Genomic DNA, 24,556 nt, shown 5'->3' with positions numbered 1-24,556 from the left:
AGTCAACTGCCCCGTGCCGGGCGATGTTCCCGGAAACCCGCCGCCTCCCTGCTTTTTCCGAGGAACGCCAGAGGGTCACGCCCCCAGCGAACAGCGGAGTATCGGCCGGTCGACCGTCGTTACCCTCTCTGTATCGATGCCGTCCCCCTGAGCGGCGTCGGGGGAGAGTGACCATGTTCGAGAGATTCACCGATCGAGCCCGCCGCGTGGTGGTCTTGGCCCAGGAAGAGGCCAAGATGCTCAACCACAACTACATCGGCACCGAGCACATCCTGCTCGGCCTCATTCACGAGGGCGAGGGTGTCGCGGCCAAGGCGCTCGAGTCGCTGGGCATCTCGCTCGACGCCGTGCGTGAGCAGGTCCAGGACATCATCGGCCAGGGCCAGCAGCAGCCGACCGGGCACATCCCGTTCACGCCGCGGGCCAAGAAGGTGCTGGAGCTCAGCCTGCGCGAGGCGCTCCAGCTCGGCCACAACTACATCGGCACCGAGCACATCCTGCTCGGCCTCATCCGCGAGGGCGAGGGCGTCGCCGCCCAGGTGCTCGTCAAGCTCGGCGCGGACCTCAACCGGGTGCGCCAGCAGGTCATCCAGTTGCTCTCGGGCTACCAGGGCAAGGAGGCCATCGCTGTCGGGGGCGAGAACCAGCAGGCAGCGCAGCAGGGTTCGCAGGTGCTCGACCAGTTCGGCCGCAACCTGACGCAGGCCGCTCGCGAGGGCAAGCTCGACCCGGTCATCGGGCGCGAGAAGGAGATCGAGCGGGTCATGCAAATCCTGTCCCGCCGCTCCAAGAACAACCCCGTCCTCATCGGCGAGCCCGGCGTCGGCAAGACCGCCGTCGTCGAGGGCCTCGCGCAGGCGATCGTCCGCGGCGATGTCCCGGAGACGCTGAAGGACAAGCAGCTCTACACGCTGGACCTCGGCTCGCTCATCGCCGGCAGCCGCTACCGCGGTGACTTCGAGGAGCGCCTCAAGAAGGTGACGAAGGAGATCCGCACGCGCGGCGACATCATCACCTTCATCGACGAGATCCACACGCTCGTCGGTGCGGGCGCCGCAGAGGGCGCGATCGACGCCGCGAGCATCCTCAAGCCGCTCCTCGCGCGCGGCGAGCTGCAGACCATCGGCGCCACCACGCTCGACGAGTACCGCAAGCACTTCGAGAAGGACGCCGCGCTCGAGCGCCGGTTCCAGCCGATCCAGGTGAACGAGCCGTCGCTGCCGCACGCGATCAACATCCTCAAGGGCCTGCGCGACCGCTACGAGGCGCACCACAAGGTGTCCATCACCGACGGCGCGATCGTCGCGGCGGCGAACCTCGCCGACCGCTACATCCAGGACCGCTTCCTGCCGGACAAGGCCATCGACCTGATCGACGAGGCCGGCGCCCGCCTTCGCCTGTCGATCCTGTCGGCGCCGCCGGAGTTGCGCGAGTTCGACGAGAAGATCGCCGTCGTCCGCGCCGCCAAGGAGACGGCCATCGAGGATCAGGACTTCGAGAAGGCCGCCGGCCTGCGCGACGAGGAGAAGCAGCTCCTCGCCGAGCGCCTGCGCCTCGAGAAGAAGTGGAAGTCGGGCGACGTCGCGACGACCGCCGAGGTCGACGAGGGCCTGATCGCCGAGGTGCTCGCCCAGGCGACCGGCATCCCGGTGTTCAAGCTCACCGAGGAGGAGAGCTCGCGCCTCATCTTCATGGAGAAGGCGCTGCACGAGCGGGTCATCGGCCAGGAGGAGGCCATCTCGGTCCTCGCCAAGACCATCCGCCGCACCCGCGCCGGCCTCAAGGACCCGAAGCGTCCCTCGGGCTCGTTCATCTTCGCCGGCCCCACCGGTGTCGGTAAGACCGAGCTCGCCAAGGCGCTCGCGGAGTTCCTGTTCGACGACGAGAACGCGCTGATCTCGCTCGACATGAGCGAGTACGGCGAGAAGCACACCGTCTCGCGGCTGTTCGGTGCCCCTCCCGGGTTCGTCGGCTTCGAGGAGGGCGGCCAGCTCACCGAGAAGGTGCGCCGCAAGCCGTTCAGCGTGGTGCTCTTCGACGAGATCGAGAAGGCGCACCCGGACATCTTCAACTCGCTGCTCCAGATCCTGGAGGAGGGGCGTCTGACGGATGGCCAGGGCCGCGTCGTCGACTTCAAGAACACCGTCATCATCATGACCACGAACCTCGGCACGAAGGACATCGCCGGCGGCCCCGTGGGCTTCGTGATGGAGGGCGACACCGCGACGGGCTACGACCGGATGCGGGCGAAGGTGACGGAGGAGCTCAAGAAGCACTTCAAGCCCGAGTTCCTCAACCGCGTCGACGAGACCATCGTGTTCCCGCAGCTCACCGCGGACGAGCTCCTGCAGATCGTCGACCTGTTCATCAAGCGGCTCAGCGTCCGCATGCTGGACCGCGACCTGACGATCGAGCTTGAGGAGAGCGCCAAGCGGCAGCTCATCAAGCTCGGCTTCGACCCCGCGCTCGGCGCCCGGCCCCTCCGCCGCGCGGTGCAGCACGAGATCGAGGACCGGCTCAGCGAGAAGATCCTGCACGGCGAGCTCAACGCGGGCGACCACGTCCACGTCGAGTTCACCGACGGGCAGTTCGTCTTCACGACGGGCAAGCGTGGCGAGATGGTGGGCGCCGGTGCGGCCACCGCGGCGATCACGGCGGGCCCGGACATCGCGGCGGCCGGCGAGTAGCAGCACGACCGCAAGCGGGATCGGCCTTCGGGCCGGTCCCGCTTCGTCGTTCCCGGGAGAAGTCCGGTGGTTGAGGAGCCGGCGCAGCCGGCGTCTCGAAACCCCCAGTCGGCGGATCGCGTGGTGGTGGCTTCAAGGCTCGCTGCGCTCGCACCTCGACCACCGGAGGTGTTCGATTCGCGCAGGCCGACCAGGCCCCGACAGAATGGCAGCGTGACCGCCGCCTTCACCGTGCGCCCGGCGCGGACGAGTGACGTCCGCGCGATCGAGGCGCTCGTCGATCCGCTCGTGCAGCAGGGCATCCTGCTCGGCCGGAACCGGGTCGCCTTCTACGAGTCGGTGCACGAGTTCGTGGTCGCGGTCGACGACAACGGCACGCTGCTCGGCTGCGGCGCCCTGCACGTGCTGTGGGAGGACCTCGGCGAGGTGCGCACCCTGGCCGTGGCGCCCGAGCACCTCGGCCGGGGGATCGGTCATGCCATCCTCGAGCGGCTCGAGGAGGAGGCGCTCGCGCTGGGGCTCAGCCGGCTGTTCTGCCTCACGTTCGAGACCGAGTTCTTCGGCCGGCACGGCTTCTCGGCGATCAGCGAGAGCCTCGTCGACCCCGAGGTGTATGCCGAGCTGGTCCGCTCGCCCGACGAGGGTGTCGCGGAGGCCCTCGACCTCGCGCGGGTGAAACCGAACACGCTGGGCAACACCCGGATGGTCAAGCACCTCTGACCCGGCGGGCTCGGCCGACCTGCGCATCTCCTGACAGCTGAGGGACTCTCCGCGCCAATGCGCGGCGCGCGGGGGTCGCGTCCCTACCCTGAGCCCATGTCCTTCCGCTCCCCGGTAGGCCCGCAGCCGAGCAGCGTCTACTGGCGCCGCCGCATCCTCGTGCTGCTCGGGCTCATCGCCGTGATCGCGGCGGTGGTACTCGTCATCGTGCGGCCGGGGGCCAACGCGGCCCCGGCCGATCCTTCCCCCAGCCCCTCTCCCGCCGCCGAGGAGAGCGCCCCGGCCGCCACACCGGCGCCCGACGAGGCGACCGAGGATCCGGCCGCCTCCGGCGCGGTCGCCCCGTGCACGGCGGGTCAGGTCCAGGTCATCGCCGTGACGGACAAGACGACCTATGCCGAGGGCGAGTCGCCGCAGCTGTCCTGGACGATCAGCAACACGGGCGCCGCGCCGTGCTCGCTCAACGTCGGCACGAATGCGCAGGTGTTCACGATCACGAGCGGCAGCGACACCGTCTGGACGTCCACCGACTGCCAGGCGGAGGGTCAGGACGTGGAGTACACGCTCGAGACCGCGGCGTCCGGTGCCGAGCCCACCCCCGTGTCCCCGCTGCAGTGGGACCGGGAGCGCTCGACGCCCGACACCTGCGACGGCAATCGCCCGCAGGTGACCGGCGGCGGCGCCTCGTACCACCTGACGGTGAGCGTCGGCGGCTTCGAGTCGGCCGACAGCGCCCAGTTCATCCTGAACTAGGCGCGGCTCCTCAGCGCAGGGCGTGGCGGACGGCCGCCTGCGCGGTCTTCATCGAGTCGTCGAGCATCGTGCTGAAGCCGAGGCGCTCCGCCTCGGACTGCCGCTGCTTCGCGGAGGACACGGGGCGGATCTCGCCCGCGAGGCTGATCTCGCCCACCGCCACCACGTCGTGGGCGACCGCGACGTCGGCGGCCGCGCTCGCGACCGCGATGGCGATGGCGAGGTCGGCCGCCGGCTCGGTGAGGCGCACCCCGCCCACCGTGGAGACGTAGACGTCCATGGCGCTCAACTTGATGCCGCCGCGGCGCTCGAGGACGGCGAGCAGCATCGCGACCCGGCTGGAGTCCACCCCATTGGTGACCCGCCGCGGCTGCGGCGCGGAGGTGGCGACGACGAGCGCCTGCACCTCGACGGGCAGCGCGCGCCGCCCCTCCACCGCGACGGTCGTGCAGGTGCCGCTGACGGGCGTCGGGTTGCGGCTGAGGAAGAGGCCGCTCGGATCGGGCACCTCGGCGAGACCGACCCCGTTCATCTCGAAGCAGCCGACCTCGTCTGTGGGCCCGAACCGGTTCTTGAGCGCCCGCACGAAGCGCAGCGCCGTCTGCCGGTCGCCCTCGAACGTGCAGACGACGTCGACGAGGTGCTCGAGCAGGCGAGGGCCGGCGATGGACCCGTCCTTCGTCACATGCCCGACGAGGAGCACGGGGATGTTGCGCTCCTTGGCGACGCGGATGAGGGTCGACGCCACCTCGCGCACCTGCGCGGGCCCGCCCGCGATGCCGTCCGAGTCGGCGCTCGAGACGGTCTGCACCGAGTCGACGATGACGAGGTGCGGCTCGACCGCGTCGATCTGCCCGAGGATCGAGCCGAGGTCCGTCTCGGCGGCGAGGTAGAGGCGGGGCCGCAGCGCGCCGGTGCGCTCGGCGCGCACCCGGACCTGCCCGACGGACTCCTCGGCCGTGACGTAGAGGACGGTGGCGCCGGTCGAGGCGTAGCGGGAGGCGACCTCGAGCAGCAGCGTCGATTTGCCGACGCCCGGCTCGCCGGAGAGGAGGATCGCGGCGCCGGGCACGATGCCGCCGCCGAGAACGCGGTCGAACTCCGCGATGCCGGAGGCGCGGTGCCGGGCGTCCTCGGTCGTTATCTCGGCGATGGGCCGCGCCCGCCGCTCGGCCGGCACCGGCAGGGCCTGCACGGCGCGGACGACGCCGCCGCGCTCGGCGGACTCGACGACGGTTCCCCACTGCTGGCACTCGGAGCAGCGCCCGACCCACTTGGCGGCGCGCCAGCCGCACTCCGTGCAGCGGTAGGCGAGGGCGCTGGACGCGGAGGAGGCCTTGGGCATGGGCTTCACCCTAAGCGCGCCCTCCGACGCCGCCCGGCAGGGACGCGACGAGGCGGAGATCCCGTCCGGTCCGCTCCAGGGAAGGAGCCCGGCGACCTGCGCGGATCAGGAGTTTTCACGCGGTTCAGGAGATCCGGCCAGTTTCGCCCGCGGTTCAGGACGAAACGCCGTCTCGCGGCGCGGATCTCCTGATCCGCGCAGCTGCGGGGTCGCTTCCGGCGCCGCCGGTTCGCGAGGGCGTCCCCGCGTCGCGTACACTCGACGGCGGTAGCGTGTCCGAGCGGCCTAAGGAGCATGTCTCGAAAACATGTGTGGGGGCAACTCCACCGTGGGTTCAAATCCCACCGCTACCGCCACTCGAAGCCCTCCGGACCGTCGTGTCCGGGGGGCTTCGGCCTTTCTCCGCGCCGCACCGGCAACCGCGGCGTCAGCCCAGCCAGCGCCGCCAGCGCGGGATGTCCGGGTCCTCAGGTGCGGGCCCTTCGCCGAGCGCGCGGGCCGCCTCGGCGAGGTCCTCAGCGGTGAGGGTCATCACCTCGTCCCGCTCGAGCTCGTCGAGGCTCCTCTCGCCGTTGCGGGAGAGCCGGAGCGCCTGGCGGTTGAGCGCCTGCTCGAACAGGGTGCGCGCGAAGCGGGCGTTCCCGGAGTCCTCGCCCGCGTGCAGGCCCGTGAGGATGCGGCGCAGCGTCTCCTCCGCGCCCGGCTCGAGCGTGTACTCGTGCTGGGCGACCGTGCTCGCGAAGATCGCCTGCAGCTCCTCGACCGAGTAGTCGGGGAAGGTGAGCTCGCGCGCGAACCGGGACCGCAGGCCGGGGTTCGAGAGCAGGAACGCCTCCATGAGCCGCGGATAGCCGGCGACGATCACGACGAGGCGATGGCGGTGGTCCTCCATGCGCTTCAGCAGGACCTCGATCGCCTCCGGCCCGAAGTCCATCCGGCCGTCCTCGGGCGCGAGCGCGTAGGCCTCGTCGATGAACAGGACGCCGTCGAGCGCCCGCCGGATCACCCGGTCCGTCTTCAGTGCGGTCGCGCCGACGTACTGGCCGACGAGGCCCGACCGGTCGACCTCGACGAGGTGACCCTTCTGCAGCAGGCCGACCGCCCGGTACATCTCGGCGAGGAGGCGGGCCACCGTCGTCTTGCCGGTGCCCGGGTTGCCGAGGAACACGAGGTGCTGCGAGGTCGCCACCTCGGGCAGGCCGTGCGCCTTCCGGCGGGCCTGCACCTGCAGGAACGCGACCAGCGCGCGGACCTGCTCCTTCACCGTCTCCAGCCCGACGAGGGCGTCGAGCTCCGCCTGCACCTCGGCGAGCGGGCGCGCCGGAGCCGCGCGGCCGCCGAAGAGGTCGCTCAGCCGGTCGTCCACCCGTTCGAAGCCGGGGCGCTTCAGCTGGTCGGCCAGGTGGCCGACCGCGTCGCGCAGGTCCTCGAGCGGGTTGCGGCTGGTGGCCATGCCCGGAGCCTAATACCGCCCGGTCCGCGTGGACTGGGTGGGGGGCGGACGCCGGCTCCCGGATGAGGGGGTGGTCGGGTTCCGAGGTCGGGTCGCGTGATTTCAAGACGCGAGCCGACGGCTCGCTCCTCAATCACCGGAGGGGGGCTGCGGCTCGCTCCTCGATCACCGAGGTGGGGCCGCCCTCAATTGAGCTCGACGATCACGTACGGACCGATCTCCGGGATCACGAAGTGGACCCGATCGCCCTCCGTTCGTGCGGGCACCTCCTCAGGGTCCGCACCGGGGCGATGCACGCGAACACGGTGGACCACGAACGGGACGCGGAGGGCGACCCCCACCCGCAGTGCCGGGACGGTGCGCTCCGCCGCCTCGTCGTAGTCGTAGTTGACGATGTGCAGGGCGCCGAGCGCCGTGCTGCTGCGCTGCAGGTTCACCGCCCCGCGCAGAAGGCCCTCGGTGACGAGCTGCGGATCGTCCGGCACCAGGTCGCGCGCCTCGGCGGACTCGGCCACGAGCGTCCCGGCATGCCGCAGAATCGGTGACGCGTCCACGCCGTCCTGGCCGCCCGGCTCGCCGAGGACGGTGACGGAGCCGCCGCCGTCGAGGTAGCCGAGTACCGCCTCCACCTGCCGTGCGGTGAGCGACGAGCAGCCGGGCAGCACCAGGCGCGAGTACCGGGCGAGCGCGCCGGCGTCCGCGTCGTCCTCCCGGTGCACGCCGTCGTGGAACATCACCACGTCGAGCGGATGCCGGGCGAGGCTCAGCGCGCTCACGGCCCGGAAGAACGGGATCGCCCGCGGGGACGTCTCGCCGACTGCGGGGTACACGTCCTCGTCCCCGGTCTCGAGCATCTGGTAGGTCGTCTCGAGGAAGTTGCTGTCCGTGCTGTAGACGACGGCCACGTCGTTGTGGGTCTCGCGGGAGCACAGCCCGTCGTGCTCCGCGAGGAACTCCTGGATCTCGACCGTCTCATCGTGCGGCGCCCAGAGCGCGTCCTCGATGCCGGTGCCCATCCACGCGCCGTACGGCACCGACATGTTCACGCCCATCGCCGTCGCCTCGTACATCATCACGCGGTAGCGGTCGAGCGCCCGGCCTCGGTTCAGCTTCGGCAGCAGCTCCGGCATGACGCCGCCGTACGGGTTCGTGGAAACGCACACCGGCTTGTCCCCGCCGAACGCGGCGATGTAGCGCATCCACCCCGGCTGCTCGTAGAGCGTGTGCCGCTGCTCCGGGACGAGCACGTCGACCATCCCGGCCAGCGGATCGTGCCAGGGGGCGCCGTCGTAGAGGTTCGACGAGACGAGGACGGTGCGGCCGATGCTCGCCGCGTACTCGCGGACATAGGACGAGAGTTCCGCGAAGTTCGCGGCCTGGCGCCCCTGCAGGAAGCGGACATACAGCCGGGCGAGAACGCCCTCGTCGCCGTCCGCCTTGAGGCGCACCCGCTCCATGCCCCGGGCGAGCAGCCACTGCCCGTAGTCGAAGCCCTCCAGGTCGCCGGCGCTCGCCGGGATGCGCTCGCGCGGAAGTCCTTGCAGGTAGCGGGTGAACCCCACCCGGTTGTCGTAGCTGAACGATCCGCCGTAGCCGAGCGCGCCGAGGGGGCTGTCCGGCTCGTCGAACTGGATGCCGTCGACGCCGGCATCGATGTGGATCCGCGCGATCGCCTTCAGGTACTCGCGCCAGACCGGGTTGTTGATGTCCATGTAGTGGCAGACGTGCTCGCGGGCGGGCACCTCGAGCCAGCGTGCATGGTGCGGGTTGCCGTGGATGTCCCGGGAGCAGCACTCCTCGAACAGGTCCGTCACTCGCTCACCCCGTGAGTTCGTCAGCCCGTCGGGGAAGTACTTCTCGAACGGCGCCCAGAGCTTCGGATAGCGGTTCTGCGTAAACTCGCGCAGGCCGAGCCAGCCCCGCTTCCCCACGCCGCGGAGCTCGTTCATCGCGAGGATCTCGGACTCGTCGTCGTCGAGCTCGACCGGGAACTCCCACCCCTGTGTGGAGAAGATGACGCTGAACGCCTTCACCCCACGGCGGCGCACCTCGTCGAGGAACTCCGAGTCCTTGACGAATCCGTACTGGCGCAGACGGGCGGGAATCGGCGCGTACGCCTCGTCCTCGAGGTAGGCGAGCGAGATGGGCCCGCCGCCGAGCGAGGGCCAGGTCATGAGAGTCGCCCGGTACTCGGCGAAATCCTCGGCCATCTTGAGCCGGCGCGGCGGCAGGCTCGGGTGGTAGTTGTAGCCCCGCGCGAACCATCCCTGGGCGTAGACGCCCCGCTCCATCGCCATCGATTCCCCTCTCGCTCCCTGCACGGAAGGAGGGCCGTCGGCGGCCCTTCTCGCCCGGCCGCGCAGGTGGATGAGACCGGGGGCGCGCCGGGACGGCGGGGATGTTGTGGGAAGGAGAGTTCCCTCCTATCCTGTGTGCAGTCTCGCATTCCAACGTTGTAAATGCGATGCCCCGGCAAGGTTCACAAGACCGGATCCGGGGCTCGCGGTGCGGGGCCACGTCGCGCGGATCACCGCGGCAGCAACATCCCTCGCAGCAATCGCGGCCGCAGCAGGCCGCCGACAACGGTGTCTCTTGCACCGCGAAAGGATCGATCACTTCCATGACGACGAAGAGAAGAACTCTGCTTGCCGCAGGGATGACGGCGGCGATGGCCGCGACGCTCGTGGGCTGCACCGGCGGTGGAGGAGGCGGCGGCGGCGGTGGCGCCGGCGCGAGCAAGGAGAACTGCTCGAACGAGATCCAGGTGCAGGATGTCCCGGTCGTCACCTACTGGGGCTGGAACGAGGACACCTCGCAGACCGTCGACAACTTCAACGCGAGCCACGACGACGTGCAGATCTGCTGGACGAACGCGGGTCAGGGCGGCGACGCCTACACCAAGCTCGCAACCGCCATCCAGTCGAAGTCCGGGGCGCCGGACATGGTGCAGATCGAGTACGACTGGCTGAACAGCTTCATCATGCAGCGCGGCCTCGTCGACATGACCGAGCACGGCATCGAGGAGCACAAGGACCGCTTCACCGAGGGTGCCTGGCGCGACGTCTCGAGCGGCGACGGCGTCTTCGCCGTTCCGGTCGACCTGGGCCCGGTCGGCATGTGGTACCGCGCGGACCTCTTCGAGCAGCACGGCATCGCGGTGCCCACCACGTGGGACGAGTACGCGGCGGCGGCTCAGCAGCTGAGCGACGCGACCGGCGGCGAGACCCTGATCGGCAACTTCGCGCCGAACGGCCAGGGGCAGCACTACGCCTTCCTCGACCAGGCGGGCGCCGTTCCGTTCGACTTCGACAGCGGGAAGCCGGAGGAGCTCGGCATCGCCGTCAACGACGAGGCCAGCAAGAAGGTGTTCTCCTACTGGGTCGACCTCGCGAACAAGGGTCTCGTCGGCACCGACCAGGCCTGGACGCCCGAGTTCAACACCGCCCTCGGCACCGGCCGCTACGCGACCGCCATCTACCCGGTCTGGTACAACATCCACATCCCGTCCTTCGAGGACGGCGACCCGAACGCGGTCTGGCGTGCGGCGCCGATCCCGCAGTGGGACGCGGCCAGCCCCAAGCAGGTCAACTGGGGCGGCAGCACCCTCGCGGTGACGACGCAGGCGACGGACCCGGAGCTCGCCACCACCGTGGCGGCCGAGCTCTACGAGCCGGAGGAGAACAAGAAGCTCGGCGTCGAGGTCGGCGGGCTCTTCCTCGCCGACTCCGAGATGATCGAGTCCGAGTACTTCCAGAACCTGGAGTACGACTTCTACGGCGGGCAGCAGATCAACAAGGAGGTCTTCGGACCTGCTGCGCTCGCCTACGAGGGCGTGACGTTCGGACCGTTCACGCAGTACTTCTACGACGAGATGCAGCGCGTGCTGTCGGAGGCGATCGAGGGCAACGTCGACGCGTCCGGTGCTGCCGACGAGCTCCAGGAGTCCCTGGAGACCTACGCGGCCGAGCAGGGCTTCGCCGTCAAGTGAGCACGGTGCGGGCGGGGGCAGTGCTCCCGCCCGCACCCCCGCGTCCCAAGGAAGTGACGAATGTCCACTACTCAGCTCTCCGCGCCCGCCCGTCCCCCCGTTTCCAGGAGGCGCGGCGCCAGCCTCGAACGCAAGAGCGCCCGCTTCGGCTGGCTCTTCCTGGCGCCGTTCGCCGTCGTGTTCCTGGTCTTCCTCGTCCTGCCGCTCGTCTACGCGTTCTGGATGAGCCTGCACACCAACACGCTCGCCTTCGGTGAGCAGTTCGCCGGCCTGACGAACTACATCAAGGCGTTCAGCGACGAGCGGTTCCTGACCGGCATGCTTCGCGTCGGCGCGTTCGCGATCGTCTTCGTGCCCCTTCAGATCGGGCTCGCGCTCATCTTCGCCCTCGTCCTCGACGACGTGCGGACCCGGCTGTCCCGCTTCTCGCGGCTGCTGATCTTCGCGCCCTACGCCATCCCCGGCGTGATCGGCGCGCTCATGTGGGGCTTCCTCTACAGCCCCTCGTTCGGCCCGCTCGTCGGCTTCTTCGAGTTCTTCAACCTGCCGGCGCCCGACCTGCTCAGCCGGGACACGATCTTCGCATCGCTGACGAACATCGTCACGTGGCAGTGGACCGGCTACTACATGATCATCATCTACGCATCGCTGCAGTCGATCGATCCGTCCATCTACGAGGCGGCGCGGATCGACGGCGCGACCAAGCTGCAGACCGCCCTGCAGATCAAGGTGCCGATCGTCGCGTCCTCGCTCGTGCTCACCATCGTGTTCGCGCTGATCGGGACGCTGCAGTTCTTCACCGAGCCGCAGGTGCTCGCGCCGCTCGCCGGCAACGCGATCGACGCGGCGTACACGCCGAACCTGTACGCCTACAACCTCGCGTTCTCGTACCAGCAGTTCAACTACGCGTCGGCGATCTCGTTCGCGCTCGGCCTGCTGGTCTTCCTCGCTTCGATCATCTTCCTGATCGCCACCCGCAAGAAGAGCGGACTCCGCTGATGACCACCTCGCCTCTGCCTCTCGTCGACGACGCTGTCACCGCCTCCGGCCCCCGCCGCGAGCGGGAGCGCGTGCAGCCGAAGCGCCGGCCGGCGGTCGGCGCTCACCTCCTCCTCGCGATCGCGGCCCTCTACTTCCTGCTGCCCCTGTGGTGGCTCATCGTGGCGGGTACCAAGAGCACGAGCGGCCTGTTCACGGGCACCGGCGGCCCGCTGTGGTTCGACTCGGACTTCGCCCTGTTCGAGAACATCGCCCAGCTCGCCACGTACAACAACGGCATCTACATGCGCTGGCTCGGGAACTCGTTCCTCTACGCCCTCGCGGGCGGCGTCGGCGCCACGGTCCTCGCCGTCCTGGCCGGGTACGCGTTCGCGAAGTACCGGTTCCGCGGCCGGACCGTGTCGTTCATGATCCTGCTCGCCTCGGTGATGGTCCCGATGACGGCGCTCGTCATCCCGACCTACGTGCTGTTCAACAACCTGGGCCTCACGAACACGATCTGGGCGGTGATCCTCCCGTCGCTGCTCAGCCCGTTCGGCGTCTACCTGATGCGCGTGTACATCCAGGACGCGATCCCGGACGAGCTGCTCGACGCGGCCCGCGTCGACGGATCGGGCGAGATCCGGACCTTCACGACCATCGCCCTCCCGCTCATGCGGCCGGCGATCGTCACCGTGCTGCTGCTGTCGGTCGTGGGCGGATGGAACAACTACTTCCTGCCGCTCGCGATGATCTCCGACCAGACGCTGCTGCCCGTCACGGTGGGTCTGCAGTACTGGCAGGTGCAGTCGAACTCAGCGACCGCCGGCGGCCTCGTCTGGAACCTGGTCACGAGCGGATCCCTGCTCTCCGTGGTTCCGCTGATCATCGCCTTCCTGATGCTGCAGAAGTACTGGCAGGGCGGGCTCTCGCTCGGCAGCCTCAAGTAGCCCGGGGCGAGCTCCGCGGGCCCGGCGCCTCTCGCCGGGTCCGCGGATCCGCCGCCCCCGCCCGGCACCCCACCCGCGCATCTCGCGAAGTCCGCGGCCGCCCATCGGCGCGCCCACAAGAAGAAGGAGCACCATGCCCAACGCCCGCGTCGTCGTCGATCCCCGATACGTCGTCGGTCCCATCAACCGGCGGCTCTTCGGCTCGTTCATCGAGCACATGGGGAGGGCGGTGTACACCGGCATCTACGAGCCGGACCACCCGACGGCGGACGACGAGGGGTTCCGGCAGGACGTCATCGAGCTCGTCCGCGAACTGGGCGTCTCGGCCATCCGCTATCCCGGCGGCAACTTCGTCTCCGGCTTCCATTGGCGCGACAGCATCGGCCCGAAGGACGAGCGCCCCCGGCGGCTGAGCCTCGCCTGGCGCGCGACCGAGACCAACGAGGTCGGCCTGCACGAGTTCTCCTCCTGGGTCGAGAAGGTGGGCGGCGAGCTGATGTACGCCATCAACCTCGGCACCGCCGACACGCGGGAGGCACTCGAGGTGGTGGAGTACGCGAACGCGCCGAGGCGCTCCACGCTCGCCGAGGAGCGCATCGCGAACGGCAGGACCGAGCCGTTCGGGATCACCATGTGGTACCTCGGGAACGAGATGGACGGCCCGTGGCAGCTCGGCCACGCCCCGGCCGATGACTACGGCAAGAAGGCGTCGCGCACCGCGAAGGCGCTCCGCCAGCTCGACCCGCGGGTCGAGCTGGTCGCATCCGGCTCGTCGCACCCGACCATGCCGACCTTCCCCGAGTGGGAGCGCGTGGTGCTCGAGCACACCTACGAGGACGTGGACTACATCTCCTGCCACGGCTACTACGAGGAGAAGAACGGCGACCTCGGCTCGTTCCTCGCCGCCCCGGTCAAGATGGACCGCTACCTCGACGCCGTCATCGCGACAGCCGACCACGTCAAGGCGCTGAAGCGCAGCGACAAGACCCTCAACATCTCGTTCGACGAGTGGAACGTCTGGTACCTGGGCGACAACCTCCGCCGGTTCCCCCGGCAGGCCGACCGCTTCTACCGGACCGACGAGATCGAGGGCGACGACTGGCCTGAGGCGCCGCGGCTCGCCGAGGACGTCTACTCGGTGGCGGACGCGGTGGTCGTCGGCGGCCTGCTCATCTCGCTGCTGCGTCACGCGGACCGGGTGTCGTCCGCGGCGATGTCCATGCTGGTCAACGTCATCGCCCCCATCACGACCGAGCCCGGCGGACCGGCGTGGCGGCAGAGCACCTACTTCCCGTTCGCGCTGACGTCGAAGCTCGCGAACGGCGTCGCGCTGGACGTGCGGGTGGAGAGCGAGGACTACGAGACGGCCGAGCACGGGCGGGTGCCGCTCGTCGACGCGGTGGCCACGGCCGACGCGGACGCCGGGCGCGCGGCCGTCTTCCTCGTCAACCGGTCGCTCACCGAGGAGGTGACGGTGACGGTCGACCTCGCGGCTCTCGGCCGGGTCGAGCTGCTCGATGCCCGGATGATCGCCGACGAGGACGTGTACGCCCGCAACACCCGGGACGAGCCCGATCGGGTGCAGCTGAAGGCGAATGCGAGCGCGGCGATCGAGGATGGGGTCCTCACCGTGACTCTGCCGCCGGTCTCGTGGACCGCGGTCGCCCTGGGCTGAACGAGGAGGGCCGGCTCCGGGATCGCGTTCCGGAGCCGGCGCCGGGAGCGGCCCGGCGGTGGGGTCAGGCGCTGATCCGCTGCGCGCCGGCCCTCGATGGGGGCGCGCTCCCGCCGGCGCCCTCGCCGGTCGACTCGCGCGCGACCAGGCGGAAGTCCGGCTTGAGCAGCCGCGGCGGGCGCCGCTCGCCCTTCTCGGCGATCCGCTCGACGAGCAGCTCGACGGCCATCCGCGCGATCGCGTCGCGCCCGGGGTCGATGCTCGAGAGCGACGGCACCGAGTACCGCGACTCGTCGAGGTCGTCGAATCCGATGACGACCACGTCCTCCGGGACGCGGACGCCGGCCTCGCCGAGCGCGCGGAGGGCGCCGAGACCCAGGGTGTCGTTCAGCGCGAAGATCGCATCGAACGCGACGCCCTCGGAGAGCAGGTGGCGGACCGCCTCAGCTCCCGTCTCCCGGCCCCAGTGTCCGGTGAGGGGGATGAGCTCCGGCGCCTCCGGAATGCCTGCTCCCTCGAGCGCCTGGCGGTAGCCCTCCCGGCGGAGGGTCGCCGAGCTCGCGCCGTCGAGCGAGTCCCGCTCAACTCCCACGAGCGCGATCCGGGTGCGGCCGAGCCCGAGGAGATGCTCGACGGCGGCGCGCGCCGAAGAGACGTTGTGCATGGTGACGTGATCGGTGGGCCCGCCGAAGATGCGCTCGCCGAGCAGCACGAGCGGGAACGGCACCTCGAGGGCGCCGACGTCGGCCTGGCCGAGCGCGACGGGACTGAACAGGAGCCCGTCGGTGAGGCGCAGACGGGATCCGCCGATGACCTCCAGCTCCTTGTCGCGGTCGCCGTTCGTCTGCTCGATGAGCACGCTGATGGAGCGCTTCTCGGCCGCGCGGATCACGGCGTCGGCCAGCTCGGCGAAGTAGTTCTCGCGCAGCGCCGGCACGGCGAGCCCGATGACGCCGGTCTTGCCGGAGCGAAGCCCCCGCGCGGATAGGTTCGGGCGGTAGTCGAGCTCGCGGATGGCGCTCGAGACCCGGTCGCGGACCTGGGGCCGGACGTGGGGGTGGTCGTTGATGACGTTCGAGACGGTCTTGACCGAGACTCCCGCCATCCGCGCCACGTCATGCATCGTGGGCCGCATGGAAGCCTCCGTCCGTCGTGGCGCTCGGTCAATATACGACAGGACGTCCCCATACGGGGGCGCGGCGGAGGCCGCTCCCCGCCCTGTCGGTGACGGAAGCGGGGCCGCGGAATCGTCCTTGACACCTCTGGTGGTTCTGCCCAACCATGATCCTGGCTGAGATTTACGACGTTGTAAATGGCAGGGTCCACGTCGGCGTCGCCTCTCCAGCTCTCCGTGCGGGGGCGCTCCATCGCGCCCTCCTTCTGCGGAGTCGGACGAACGCGGCCGGGGGACCGGGGCGTTCTCAGGGGAAGAAGGATCGATGGGGATTCCACAGAATGAGCGCCGCGGGCGGCGCTCCACGCCGGTGCGCCGATTGGCGTACCTCCTCGCCGGGGCGGCCGTCGCGGCGACCACCCTGGTCGCGGCCCAACCGGCGGTCGCCGACGAGCAGTGGCTCACGCAGCTCGACGACGGCTACGTCCGGTTCACGGTTCCCGACGCTGCGGTTCAGCAGGCCGTGGGCCCGGTGTCGCAGCTGGTGGTCGAGGGCAACTTCGCGCCGTCGGCGAACTGGGCGCAGCTGGGCCTGTCGCGCAGCGGCGCGAACTGGACCGGCATCATCGGCCCGCTCGACCCGGGCCTGTACTACCAGGTCACGGGGGACGACTCGAAGCCGTTCAAGGACCCGACGAACCCGACCTCGGTCGCGTCGGAGCCGGAGTGGAGCACGTTCTTCATCCCGGGCGAGTCAGCGGCGCTGCTCGCGGATGCTCCGGAGGAGGCCGGCTCCGTCGAGACGCTCACCTACGTCAGCGAGGGAACGGGCGGGGAGCGGTCGGCCCTCGTCTGGACGCCTCCGGGCTACACGGACCGCGGCAAGCCCTATCCGGTCCTGTATCTGCAGCACGGCGGCGGCCAGGGCTACCGCGACTGGACCGAGGTCGGCCGCGCCGAGCAGATCCTCGACAACCTGTGGCTCTCGGGTCGGCTCGCCGACATGATCGTCGTCATGGGCGACGGCAACGTCCCCGACTTCTCGGCCGAGCTGTTCGGCAGCCTCATGCCGGCGGTGGGAGACGCGTATCGCGTGTCCCCGGCGAAGAAGGACCGGGCGCTCGCCGGGCTCTCGATGGGCGGCGGCCAGGCGTTCGAGGTGCTGCGGAACCACCCCGGTGAGTTCGCGTACGTCGGCACCTTCGGAGCCGGGCGCTTCGGCGACCTCTCGACCCTTCCGGTGAAGGAGATCAACAAGCGCACGTCGCTGTTCCGCCTCTACGTCGGCAACCAGACCGATATCGCGTACAACGACGTGTTCGATTCGCTGCGCGGGTTCGACTCGGTCGGCCTGCGCTACCAGTTCGACGGGGTCAATCCGGACGCGGGCCACAACTGGAACGCGTGGCAGGAGAACCTGATCGACTTCGCGCCCCGGCTCTTCCAGGGCAAGGACACCGGGACCCCGGACTTCAGCGAGGGTCACCTGCCGCTCGACGAGCGCTTCGAGACGCCGGCTCCCGGCACGACGCCGACCCCGTGGGTCACCGAGGACGGGATCGTCACCTTCGAGACGACGACCGAGTTCGCGGACGCCGACTTCGTCTCGGTGTGGGCGAACTGGGGTCCCGGCGGCAGCTGGCTGCGCGTCGAGGCTACGAAGGTCGGCGACCGGTGGCGCGCGACGGTCGGTCCGCTCGACCCCTGGTCGTACTACTACCGCCTCATCGTCGACGGCGTCTCCGTGAAGGACACCGGCAACCCCACGAAGGTCACGACGGAGCCGACGTGGAGCACCTTCTTCGTCCCGGGGGAGGAGTCGCGGCTGCTCGCCGACGTCCCCGAGGGGACAGGGGGCACCCTCGACGTCCTCACTTACCAGAGCTCGGTGGCGAACCAGCAGCGCAGCGCCTACGTGTGGACGCCGCCGGGCTACGACGCCGCCAGAGCCGAGCCCTACCCGCTGTTCGTGCTCAACCACGGCGGCGGGCAGAGCTGGACCGACTGGGTCGAAGTGGGTCGCGCGAAGCAGATCCTCGACAACCTCACCGTGGACGGCGCGATCGAGCCGATGGTCGTCGTGATGCCGAACGGCAACGTGAGCGACTACCCGGCGGAGCTGCTCGGGAACGTGCTGCCCGCGGTGGAGGGCGCGTACAGCGTCAGCGAGGATCCCGCCGATCGCGCGATCGCCGGCCTCTCCCTGGGAGGCATGCGGACCGTCGACTTCGTCCTCCGGAATCCCGGTGAGTTCGCAGACGTGGGCGCGTTCGCGGGCTTCCTCTTCGGGGTCCCGGGCGGTGTCGACGCGGAGGCGGTGAACGCCGAGACGAGGCTCCTGCGTCTCTACACCGGTGACATCACCGACTTCACCTACCCGAACGTGCTCGCGCTGATGGACACGCTCGACGGGCTCGGGGTGGACTACGAGTTCGACGGCGTCACCGTCGGGCCCCACGGCTGGGACGTCTGGCAGAAGAACCTGATCGACTTCGCACCCCGCCTCTTCGACGGGGAGTGAGCTCGGCGCTGTGCCCCGACGGCTCCCGGCCGTCGGGGCACAGCGGTGACGGGGCGCGCGACGGGCGCTCGCAGAGACAGACGACGGAAACGACAGATCGGACAACAGCATGACGACGGACGCCACGGTTCTGCCCGAGCGCGACTGGACGGACCCGGCCCGCGGGATCGATGAGCGCGTGGAGGCGCTCCTCGCCGAGATGACGCTCGACGAGAAGCTCGCGCAGCTCGGCAGTTACTGGGACGACCGGCGCGGCAGCGACGAGGTCATCGCCCCGATGCAGGACGTGTTCTCGCAGGGCCGGCCGAGCTTCGAGCAGGCGACCGCGCACGGAATCGGGCACCTCACCCGCGTGCTCGGCACCGTTCCGGTGTCCGCCGCCGAGGGGACCCGGAAGCTCGCCGCCGCCCAGGAGGCGCTGCGGGAGCACACGCGGCTGCGCGTGCCCGCGATTGCGCACGAGGAGTGCCTCACCGGCTTCACGACGCTCGGCGCGACCGTCTACCCGACGGCGCTCGCCTGGGGTGCCACCTTCGACCCCGACCTGGTCGAGCGGATGGCCGCGGCGATCGGCGCCGACATGAGCGCGGTCGGCGTGCATCAGGGGCTGTCGCCTGTGCTCGACGTGACCCGCGACTACCGCTGGGGGCGAGTGGAGGAGACGATCGGCGAGGACCCGTACGCCGTCGGGATGATCGGCGCCGCGTACGTCCGCGGACTCCAGTCCGCCGGTGTCATCGCGACCCTCAAGCACTTCGCCGGCTATTCGGCGTCCCGCGGCGGACGCAATCACGCCCCGGTCTCGGTGGGCCCGCGCGAGCTCGCCGACGTGATCCTCCCGCCGTTCGAGATGGCGGTGCGGCTCGGCGGTGCCCGTTCGGTCATGAACTCGTATTCGGAGATCGACGGTGTGCCCGCGGCGGCGGACCGGCACCTCCTCACCGAGCTGCTCCGCGACGGGTGGGGCTTCGAGGGGACGGTGGTCTCCGACTACTGGGCCGTGCCGTTCCTCAAGTCGAAGCACCGGCTCGCGGCGGAGGTCGGCGAGGCGGGGGCCCTCGCCCTCGAGGCGGGGCTCGACGTCGAGCTGCCGGACACCGGCGCGTACGGGCGGCTCGCCCCGCTCCTCGAGGACGGCCGCCTGAGCCTCGACGTGGTGGACACCGCGGTGCGCCGAGTGCTGCGGCAGAAGGCCGAGCTCGGGCTGCTCGACGCGGGCTGGAGTCCGGTGCAGACCACCGACGTGGATCTCGACAGCGCCGAGAACCGTGCCATCGCGCGGAGGCTGGCGGAGGAGTCGGTCATCCTGCTCGACAACCGCGCCCGGATCCTCCCGATCTCCGCTCCGCCGGCCTCCATCGCCGTGATCGGCCCGTGCGCCGAGGACCCGGGGGCGTTCCTCGGGTGCTACTCCTATCCGATCCACGTGCTGCCCCGGCATCCGCAGCACGGCTTCGGCATCCCGGTCGACTCGCTGCCGTCGGCGCTCGCCGCCGAGTTCCCGGCGGCGCAGGTGACCGCATCCGCCGGCTGCCCGCTGCGGGACGTCGACCGGTCCGGCATCCCGGCGGCCGTCGAGCAGGCGCGCGGGGCGGACGTCGTGGTCGCGGTCGTCGGCGACCGGGCGGGCATGTTCGGCCGCGGCACGTCCGGGGAGGGCTGCGACGCCCCCGACCTGGAGCTGCCCGGCAGCCAGGGCGACCTCCTCGACGCCCTCCTCGACACCGGCACTCCGGTGATCGTGCTCGTCGTGTCCGGCCGGCCGTACGCACTCGGCCGCTACGCGGACCGGGCGGCGGCGGTGCTCCAGGCCTTCATGCCCGGGTCGGAGGGCGCGGGCGCGCTCGCCGGCGTCCTGTCGGGCCGCGTCAACCCGAGCGGCCATCTGCCCGTGCAGATCCCCGCCGCGGACGGCGCCCTGCCCTACACCTACCTGGCGCCGCCGCTCGGACACGACGGCGACCGGATCAGCAACGTCTCCATCGCGCCCCTGTACCCGTTCGGGCACGGGCTCTCCTTCACGACCTTCGAGGTGGCGGAGCTCGAGCTCGGTGCGCAGGAGGTCCCGGTGGACGGCGGGCTCACCGCGACCGTCCGCGTCGGCAACACGGGGAGCCGTGCCGGCGCGACCGTGGTGCAGCTCTACGCCGACGACCCGGTGGCGTCCGTCACGCGGGCCGTCCGGCAGCTCGTCGGCTTCGCGCGCATCGAGCTCGATGCGGGCGAGTCCGCGCTGGTCGAGTTCGACCTGGCGGCGGACCGCTTCTCGTTCACGTCGCGCAGCCTCGAGCGCATCGTCGAGCCGGGCGAGATCGTGCTGACCGCCGGGCTGTCGAGCCGGGACGCTGCAGCGACGGAGAGCTTCCGCCTCACCGGAAAGACGCGGGTGGTGCCGGAGGGCAGCCGCGTACTCGAGACGGGGGTGCGGATCGTGCGCTGAGGCGGCGCGGCCGGCGGCAGGGCGGCTAGTCCAGCCCTTCGAAGGGCGGCTCTCCGCTGCGCAGGTCCTGGTCGGACTCCCGGAGGGCGAACCTCATCGCCGCCTCCGCTTCGTCGGGGTTCCCCGCGATGACCGCCTCGAGCACGCGGCGGTGATCGGGCACCGGGTCCATCCACGGCGCGCCCGGGTGGTGCTGGATGCGGTTGCGTGCGTCGAGGGCATGGACCACCACGACGTCGAGGCGGATCATCAGCTCGTTGTGGGTCGCCCGCAGGAGGTGGCGGTGGAACTCCCGATCCGCGGCGGCGAGCCGCCCGACGTCCTGACCCGCCGCCGCGAACTCCGAGAAGGAGCGCTCGAGAGCGGCGAGGTCGTCGTCCGTGCGGTACTGGGCGGCGAGGCGCGCTGAAGCCGGCTCGATCACGTCGCGCAGCTGCGACAGCTCGGACAGCAGGCGGTCGTCGTCCCGGCGGGCCTCGCGCCGCCACAGGATGACGTCGCCGTCGAGCAGCTTCCAGGCCTCCCGGTCCCGGACGAAGGTGCCGCGCTTCGGCCAGGAGTCGATGAGACCCTTCTCGCGGATGACTCGCAGAGCCTCCCGGATGGCCGTCTTGCTCGCCCCGAGCACCGGCTCCAGCGCGTCGACGTCGATGCGCGTGCCGGGCGGCCAGTCGCCGCGGACGATGCGGAGGCCGAGCTGCTCGACGAGCTCCGCGTGAAGGTCGGCCATGCCAGTGGACCCTACCGGGCGTCCGGGCTGGACCCGCGCCCCGTTGTGTTCTCTCGTATTATTAGTAATAATAAGGCGAAACGGGTCCGGCCCGTGCGCAGCACGCATACGAAGGAGTACGCCATGCCTGTACGTTCGTCCCGGCGCAGAACCGCTCTCTCGGCTCTCGCCCTCACCGCCGTCACGGCCATCGGCCTGGGCGGCTGCTCATCCGACACGTCCGGCGGCGACGGAGGGGGAGAGCCGGAGCCCGCCACCATCACCTTCGCGGCCTCGACCCTCGGCGACCCGGGACGCGGACCCGGACTCGAGGCGCTGATCGAGGAGTACAACAGCAGCCAGGACGTCGTCACCGTGGAGCCGGCGTCGGTGCCGTACCCGACCTTCGGTCAGACCGTCCTCACCCAGATGGGCGGGGGCGAGGGACCTGACCTCGTCCGCTTCGACATGCCCGAGTTCTCGGCCGCGGCGGCGTCGGGCCTGCTCGAGCCCCTCGGCGACAAGATCGACGCCGAGGAGCTCGATCTCATCCCGGGCCCCGACGAGTACATGTCCGTCGACGGCGAGCGCTACGGCGTCATCTTCGAGGCGTCCAACTACGGCATGTTCTACAACGCCGACCTCATCCCCGAGCCGCCGACCACCTTCGAGGAGTTCGTCGACGTGGCGAAGAGCACCACGTCCGGCGACACCTACGGCCTCGCCTTCCGTCACCTGCAGGCGGAGGAGCCGGGCGTCTGGCAGGACATCTTCAACTACGTGCTCGGCTTCGGCGGCAACTGGTCCGACGGCGAGAAGCTCACCCTCAACTCGCCCGAGGTCGTAGAGGGGCTCGAGGCGTACCAGGAGCTCTACGACGCGAACGTCATCCCGAAGGGGACCGACGCCGCGACCTTCCGCAAGATGTTCGCCACCGGCAAGGTCGGGATGGAGCTCAACAACGGCGGGTACGTGACGGCGACCGTCGCGGCCAACCCCGACCTCAACTTCAGCGTCGCGCGCATCCCGTTCCCGGAGCAGAAGCAGGGCGCGCTGCTCGCGCCCATCGTGATCAACGCGAACAGCGAGCACAAGGACGCCGCCCTCGACTTCATCAACTGGATGCTGGAGCCCGAGCAGCAGGTGTCCCTGCAGGAGGTGCTCGGCGCGAGCAGCGTCGCCACCCCGACGGAGCGCAGCGCCGAGAGTCTCGAGCAGTACCCGTTCCTGCCGGTACTGGACGAGCTGACCGAGAGCGGCGTGCCCCAGATCGTCGTCGGCTTCGGAGCGCAGACGCCCGAGATCCGCACCATCGTCGTCAGCGAGGTCCTCGCCGCCCTGCAGGGCCAGCAGGACATGCAGACCGCCATGGACAACGCGCAGGAGCAGGCCGAAGAGCTGGTCGGCCAGTAACCCTCGACGAGAGGGGTCCGGGTGAGAGCCCGGACCCCTTCCAGGGAGAAGCTATGTCTGCAACTACCTCACCTGCCCGGCCGGGCAGGCGGCGGACGCTCGAGAGCAGGTGGACGCCCTACCTCTTCCTCGCCCCCGCCGCGCTGTACATCCTGGTGTTCCAGGGCCTTCCCCTCCTCCAGGAGGTGTGGCTGAGCTTCACCAGGACCACCCTCCTCAATCCCACGAGGAGCGTGTGGGTCGGGGCGGAGAACTATCTCGACATCTTCACCGACCCGTCGTTCCGGCAGACCCTGGTCACGACCCTCGTCTACGTCGTCGCGTGCGTGGCCGGCTCCGTCGGATTGGGCCTGCTCGTCGCGCTGCTCCTCAACGGACGCTTCCCGGGCCGCGGCGTGGCGCGGGCCCTGGTCACCGTGCCGTGGGCGGCACCGGGCATCGCGGTCGCGCTCATCGCCACCTGGATGTTCAACGCCCAGTACGGGATCCTCACCAAGGCGCTTCAGGCGGTCGGCATCGACCCGGGTGCGAGCGGCGTGCTCGACAATCCGAGCCTCGCGCTGATCGCCGTGCTCGCCACCACGATCTGGCAGCTGGTGCCGTTCGTCGCGGTCGTGCTCCTGTCCGCCCTGCAGTCCGTGCCGCAGGAGCTGGTCGAAGCCGCCCAGGTGGACGGGGCCGGCCGGTGGACGGTGTTCCGAGAGGTCACCTTCCAGGTCCTCAAGCCCACGATCGGGCTCGTGGCCGTCCTCATGACCATCTGGTCGCTGCGGCGGTTCGAGCTGATCTGGCTGATGACCCGCGGCGGCCCGCTCGGCACCACTCGGACGCTCGTCATCGACCTCTACGCGGAGGCGTTCGACGCGAAGCAGCTCGGCGTCGCCGCCGCCATCGGGATGGTGGGCATCGTGATCTCGCTCATCGTCATCGTCGGCAGTAGGTTCGTCGCCCGCGCGGCGGAGAGGCAGTCATGACCAGAACCCATCGCCTCGGTGTCACCGCGCGGATGATCGCGGTCCTCGTCGTCCTCGGCCTCGCGGTGTTCCCCGTCTACTGGATGCTCGTCACCGCGCTGACCTCGGATGAGGCGCTCTTCGGCGGCGGCCTGACCCTCCTCCCCGACCTCTCGCGCCTGGGGGTCTTCGGCGACGCGCTGCAGGACGGCGAGGTCGTGAGGTGGCTCCTCAACAGCCTCATCATCGCGTCCGGCACGACCGTGCTGTCGATCGCCCTCGGGGTGCCGCTCGCCTACGCCCTCTCCCGCTTCCGCTTCGCCGGCAAGGCCGCGCTGGGGCTCGCGCTGCTGTTCACCCAGATGCTCCCGGAGGCGCTCCTCGTGGTGCCGCTGTTCGCGATCTTCCGCAGGGTCGACCTCCTGAACTCGCTGCACGGGCTGGTCCTCGCCAACACGGCCTTCGTGCTCCCGGTCGTGGCCCTCATCCTGAAGGGCGCCATCGACGGGGTGCCACGCGAGCTGGACGAGGCGACCCGGGTCGACGGCGGGCGTCCGCCGACCGTGCTCCTGCGCGTCATCCTGCCGCTCATCGGACCCTCGATCGCGGCGGCGGCGGTCATCGCGTTCTTCCATGCCTGGAACGAGTACGTGTTCGCGGTCACGTTCATCTTCGACAAATCTCTGCAGCCCGCCTCGGTCGGCGTCGCCGGCTTCATCGGCGAGCAGGACACGTCGATCCAGAGCATCATGTCGGTCGCGGTGCTGTTCACCCTGCCGGCGGTCGCGTTCTACCTGTTCGCTCAGAAATACGTCGTCGGCGGCATGACGGCCGGCGCGGTGAAGGGATAACCGCCT

At 70.3% G+C, this 24,556-nt stretch carries 17 protein-coding genes and 1 tRNA gene; 13 read left to right on the top strand and 5 right to left on the bottom strand.

Annotated features, from left to right (window positions below; translation table 11 throughout):
• Nucleotides 1-173 precede the first annotated feature (173 nt).
• The 3 genes from J3P36_RS10100 to J3P36_RS10090 all read left to right on the top strand — a co-directional run bounded on the left by J3P36_RS10100 (nt 174) and on the right by J3P36_RS10090 (nt 4,160).
• The gene (locus J3P36_RS10100; RefSeq protein ID WP_210507663.1) at nt 174-2,687 is read left to right on the top strand and encodes an ATP-dependent Clp protease ATP-binding subunit; all 2,514 of its coding nucleotides are present in this window, start codon (nt 174-176) and stop codon (nt 2,685-2,687) included.
• Nucleotides 2,688-2,900: 213 nt separating this feature from the next.
• Nucleotides 2,901-3,407: an amino-acid N-acetyltransferase gene (locus J3P36_RS10095; RefSeq protein WP_210507661.1), complete on the top strand. Its 507-nt coding sequence runs from the start codon at nt 2,901-2,903 to the stop codon at nt 3,405-3,407.
• A 96-nt stretch (nt 3,408-3,503) separates the two neighbouring features.
• Entirely contained in the window at nt 3,504-4,160 is a 657-nt protein-coding gene (locus tag J3P36_RS10090) for a hypothetical protein (protein ID WP_210507660.1), read from the top strand.
• Nucleotides 4,161-4,170: 10 nt separating this feature from the next.
• Here J3P36_RS10090 and radA read toward each other — a convergent pair whose 3' ends face one another.
• Nucleotides 4,171-5,505, bottom strand: coding sequence for a DNA repair protein RadA (gene radA, locus J3P36_RS10085; RefSeq protein ID WP_210507659.1), 1,335 nt, complete (start codon nt 5,503-5,505; stop codon nt 4,171-4,173).
• 266 nt (nt 5,506-5,771) lie between these two features.
• Here radA and J3P36_RS10080 point away from each other — a divergent pair.
• Nucleotides 5,772-5,861, top strand: a tRNA-Ser gene (locus tag J3P36_RS10080).
• Nucleotides 5,862-5,932: 71 nt separating this feature from the next.
• Here the strand turns inward: J3P36_RS10080 and J3P36_RS10075 are convergent.
• Entirely contained in the window at nt 5,933-6,958 is a 1,026-nt protein-coding gene (locus J3P36_RS10075; RefSeq protein WP_210507657.1) for an AAA family ATPase, read from the bottom strand.
• 185 nt (nt 6,959-7,143) lie between these two features.
• A complete protein-coding gene (locus J3P36_RS10070) occupies nt 7,144-9,255 on the bottom strand; it encodes a hypothetical protein (RefSeq protein WP_210507655.1) in 2,112 nt (703 codons plus the stop codon).
• Between the two features lie 323 nt (nt 9,256-9,578).
• Here J3P36_RS10070 and J3P36_RS10065 point away from each other — a divergent pair, with 323 nt between their 5' ends.
• The 4 genes from J3P36_RS10065 (at nt 9,579) to J3P36_RS10050 (ending at nt 14,549) form a co-directional block, all read left to right on the top strand.
• Nucleotides 9,579-10,946, top strand: coding sequence for an ABC transporter substrate-binding protein (locus tag J3P36_RS10065; protein ID WP_210507653.1), 1,368 nt, complete (start codon nt 9,579-9,581; stop codon nt 10,944-10,946).
• 60 nt (nt 10,947-11,006) lie between these two features.
• Entirely contained in the window at nt 11,007-11,945 is a 939-nt protein-coding gene (locus J3P36_RS10060) for a carbohydrate ABC transporter permease (protein WP_210507651.1), read from the top strand.
• A complete protein-coding gene (locus tag J3P36_RS10055; RefSeq protein ID WP_210507649.1) occupies nt 11,945-12,874 on the top strand; it encodes a carbohydrate ABC transporter permease in 930 nt (309 codons plus the stop codon). Before J3P36_RS10060 ends, J3P36_RS10055 begins: the two co-directional genes overlap by 1 nt.
• A gap of 133 nt (nt 12,875-13,007) precedes the next feature.
• The gene (locus J3P36_RS10050; protein WP_210507647.1) at nt 13,008-14,549 is read left to right on the top strand and encodes an alpha-N-arabinofuranosidase; all 1,542 of its coding nucleotides are present in this window, start codon (nt 13,008-13,010) and stop codon (nt 14,547-14,549) included.
• A 64-nt stretch (nt 14,550-14,613) separates the two neighbouring features.
• On the opposite strand, the gene J3P36_RS10045 is transcribed toward J3P36_RS10050, so the two are convergent.
• On the bottom strand, nt 14,614-15,684 hold the full coding sequence (locus J3P36_RS10045; RefSeq protein ID WP_210507645.1) for a LacI family DNA-binding transcriptional regulator: 1,071 nt from the start codon (nt 15,682-15,684) through the stop codon (nt 14,614-14,616).
• Nucleotides 15,685-15,988: 304 nt separating this feature from the next.
• Here J3P36_RS10045 and J3P36_RS10040 point away from each other — a divergent pair, with 304 nt between their 5' ends.
• Together J3P36_RS10040 and J3P36_RS10035 are read left to right on the top strand one after the other, a co-directional pair.
• Nucleotides 15,989-18,184 (top strand): esterase family protein, encoded by a 2,196-nt coding sequence (locus J3P36_RS10040; RefSeq protein ID WP_210507642.1) that lies wholly within the window; start codon nt 15,989-15,991, stop codon nt 18,182-18,184.
• A gap of 109 nt (nt 18,185-18,293) precedes the next feature.
• The gene (locus tag J3P36_RS10035; RefSeq protein WP_210507641.1) at nt 18,294-20,624 is read left to right on the top strand and encodes a glycoside hydrolase family 3 N-terminal domain-containing protein; all 2,331 of its coding nucleotides are present in this window, start codon (nt 18,294-18,296) and stop codon (nt 20,622-20,624) included.
• A 25-nt stretch (nt 20,625-20,649) separates the two neighbouring features.
• Here the strand turns inward: J3P36_RS10035 and J3P36_RS10030 are convergent, their stop codons facing one another.
• Nucleotides 20,650-21,354 carry a FadR/GntR family transcriptional regulator gene (locus J3P36_RS10030; RefSeq protein ID WP_210507640.1) on the bottom strand — a complete coding sequence of 235 codons (705 nt, stop codon included), beginning with the start codon at nt 21,352-21,354 and terminating at the stop codon, nt 20,650-20,652.
• Nucleotides 21,355-21,477: 123 nt separating this feature from the next.
• On the opposite strand from J3P36_RS10030, the gene J3P36_RS10025 reads away from it, so the two are divergent.
• The 3 genes from J3P36_RS10025 to J3P36_RS10015 are packed head-to-tail and all read left to right on the top strand — an operon-like array spanning nt 21,478 to nt 24,550.
• The gene (locus J3P36_RS10025; RefSeq protein WP_210507639.1) at nt 21,478-22,746 is read left to right on the top strand and encodes a sugar ABC transporter substrate-binding protein; all 1,269 of its coding nucleotides are present in this window, start codon (nt 21,478-21,480) and stop codon (nt 22,744-22,746) included.
• A 53-nt stretch (nt 22,747-22,799) separates the two neighbouring features.
• Complete coding sequence (locus J3P36_RS10020; protein ID WP_210507638.1) at nt 22,800-23,720, top strand: carbohydrate ABC transporter permease; 921 nt, start codon at nt 22,800-22,802, stop codon at nt 23,718-23,720.
• A complete protein-coding gene (locus tag J3P36_RS10015; protein WP_210507637.1) occupies nt 23,717-24,550 on the top strand; it encodes a carbohydrate ABC transporter permease in 834 nt (277 codons plus the stop codon). The genes J3P36_RS10020 and J3P36_RS10015 overlap by 4 nt, the downstream gene beginning before the upstream one ends.
• Nucleotides 24,551-24,556: the final 6 nt, after the last annotated feature.

Source organism: Naasia sp. SYSU D00057, from assembly GCF_017916505.1.
In the GTDB taxonomy this organism is placed as follows: Bacteria; Actinomycetota; Actinomycetes; order Actinomycetales; family Microbacteriaceae; genus Naasia.
The sequence above is the reverse complement of the archived record's forward strand: the minus strand, read 5'-3'. Positions and strand labels throughout refer to the sequence as shown.

Bases quoted from the DNA above. Each gene is read 5' to 3' on its own strand.
- J3P36_RS10060 (WP_210507651.1), top strand. From the start codon at position 11,007: ATGTCCACTACTCAGCTCTCCGCGCCCGCCCGTCCCCCCGTTTCCAGG.
- J3P36_RS10070 (WP_210507655.1), bottom strand. From the start codon at position 9,255: ATGGCGATGGAGCGGGGCGTCTACGCCCAGGGATGGTTCGCGCGGGGC.
- J3P36_RS10050 (WP_210507647.1), top strand. From the start codon at position 13,008: ATGCCCAACGCCCGCGTCGTCGTCGATCCCCGATACGTCGTCGGTCCC.
- J3P36_RS10025 (WP_210507639.1), top strand. From the start codon at position 21,478: ATGCCTGTACGTTCGTCCCGGCGCAGAACCGCTCTCTCGGCTCTCGCC.
- J3P36_RS10040 (WP_210507642.1), top strand. From the start codon at position 15,989: ATGGGGATTCCACAGAATGAGCGCCGCGGGCGGCGCTCCACGCCGGTG.
- J3P36_RS10045 (WP_210507645.1), bottom strand. From the start codon at position 15,684: ATGCGGCCCACGATGCATGACGTGGCGCGGATGGCGGGAGTCTCGGTC.
- J3P36_RS10075 (WP_210507657.1), bottom strand. From the start codon at position 6,958: ATGGCCACCAGCCGCAACCCGCTCGAGGACCTGCGCGACGCGGTCGGC.
- J3P36_RS10030 (WP_210507640.1), bottom strand. From the start codon at position 21,354: ATGGCCGACCTTCACGCGGAGCTCGTCGAGCAGCTCGGCCTCCGCATC.
- J3P36_RS10090 (WP_210507660.1), top strand. From the start codon at position 3,504: ATGTCCTTCCGCTCCCCGGTAGGCCCGCAGCCGAGCAGCGTCTACTGG.
- radA (WP_210507659.1), bottom strand. From the start codon at position 5,505: ATGCCCAAGGCCTCCTCCGCGTCCAGCGCCCTCGCCTACCGCTGCACG.
- J3P36_RS10015 (WP_210507637.1), top strand. From the start codon at position 23,717: ATGACCAGAACCCATCGCCTCGGTGTCACCGCGCGGATGATCGCGGTC.
- J3P36_RS10100 (WP_210507663.1), top strand. From the start codon at position 174: ATGTTCGAGAGATTCACCGATCGAGCCCGCCGCGTGGTGGTCTTGGCC.
- J3P36_RS10065 (WP_210507653.1), top strand. From the start codon at position 9,579: ATGACGACGAAGAGAAGAACTCTGCTTGCCGCAGGGATGACGGCGGCG.
- J3P36_RS10055 (WP_210507649.1), top strand. From the start codon at position 11,945: ATGACCACCTCGCCTCTGCCTCTCGTCGACGACGCTGTCACCGCCTCC.
- J3P36_RS10035 (WP_210507641.1), top strand. From the start codon at position 18,294: ATGACGACGGACGCCACGGTTCTGCCCGAGCGCGACTGGACGGACCCG.
- J3P36_RS10020 (WP_210507638.1), top strand. From the start codon at position 22,800: ATGTCTGCAACTACCTCACCTGCCCGGCCGGGCAGGCGGCGGACGCTC.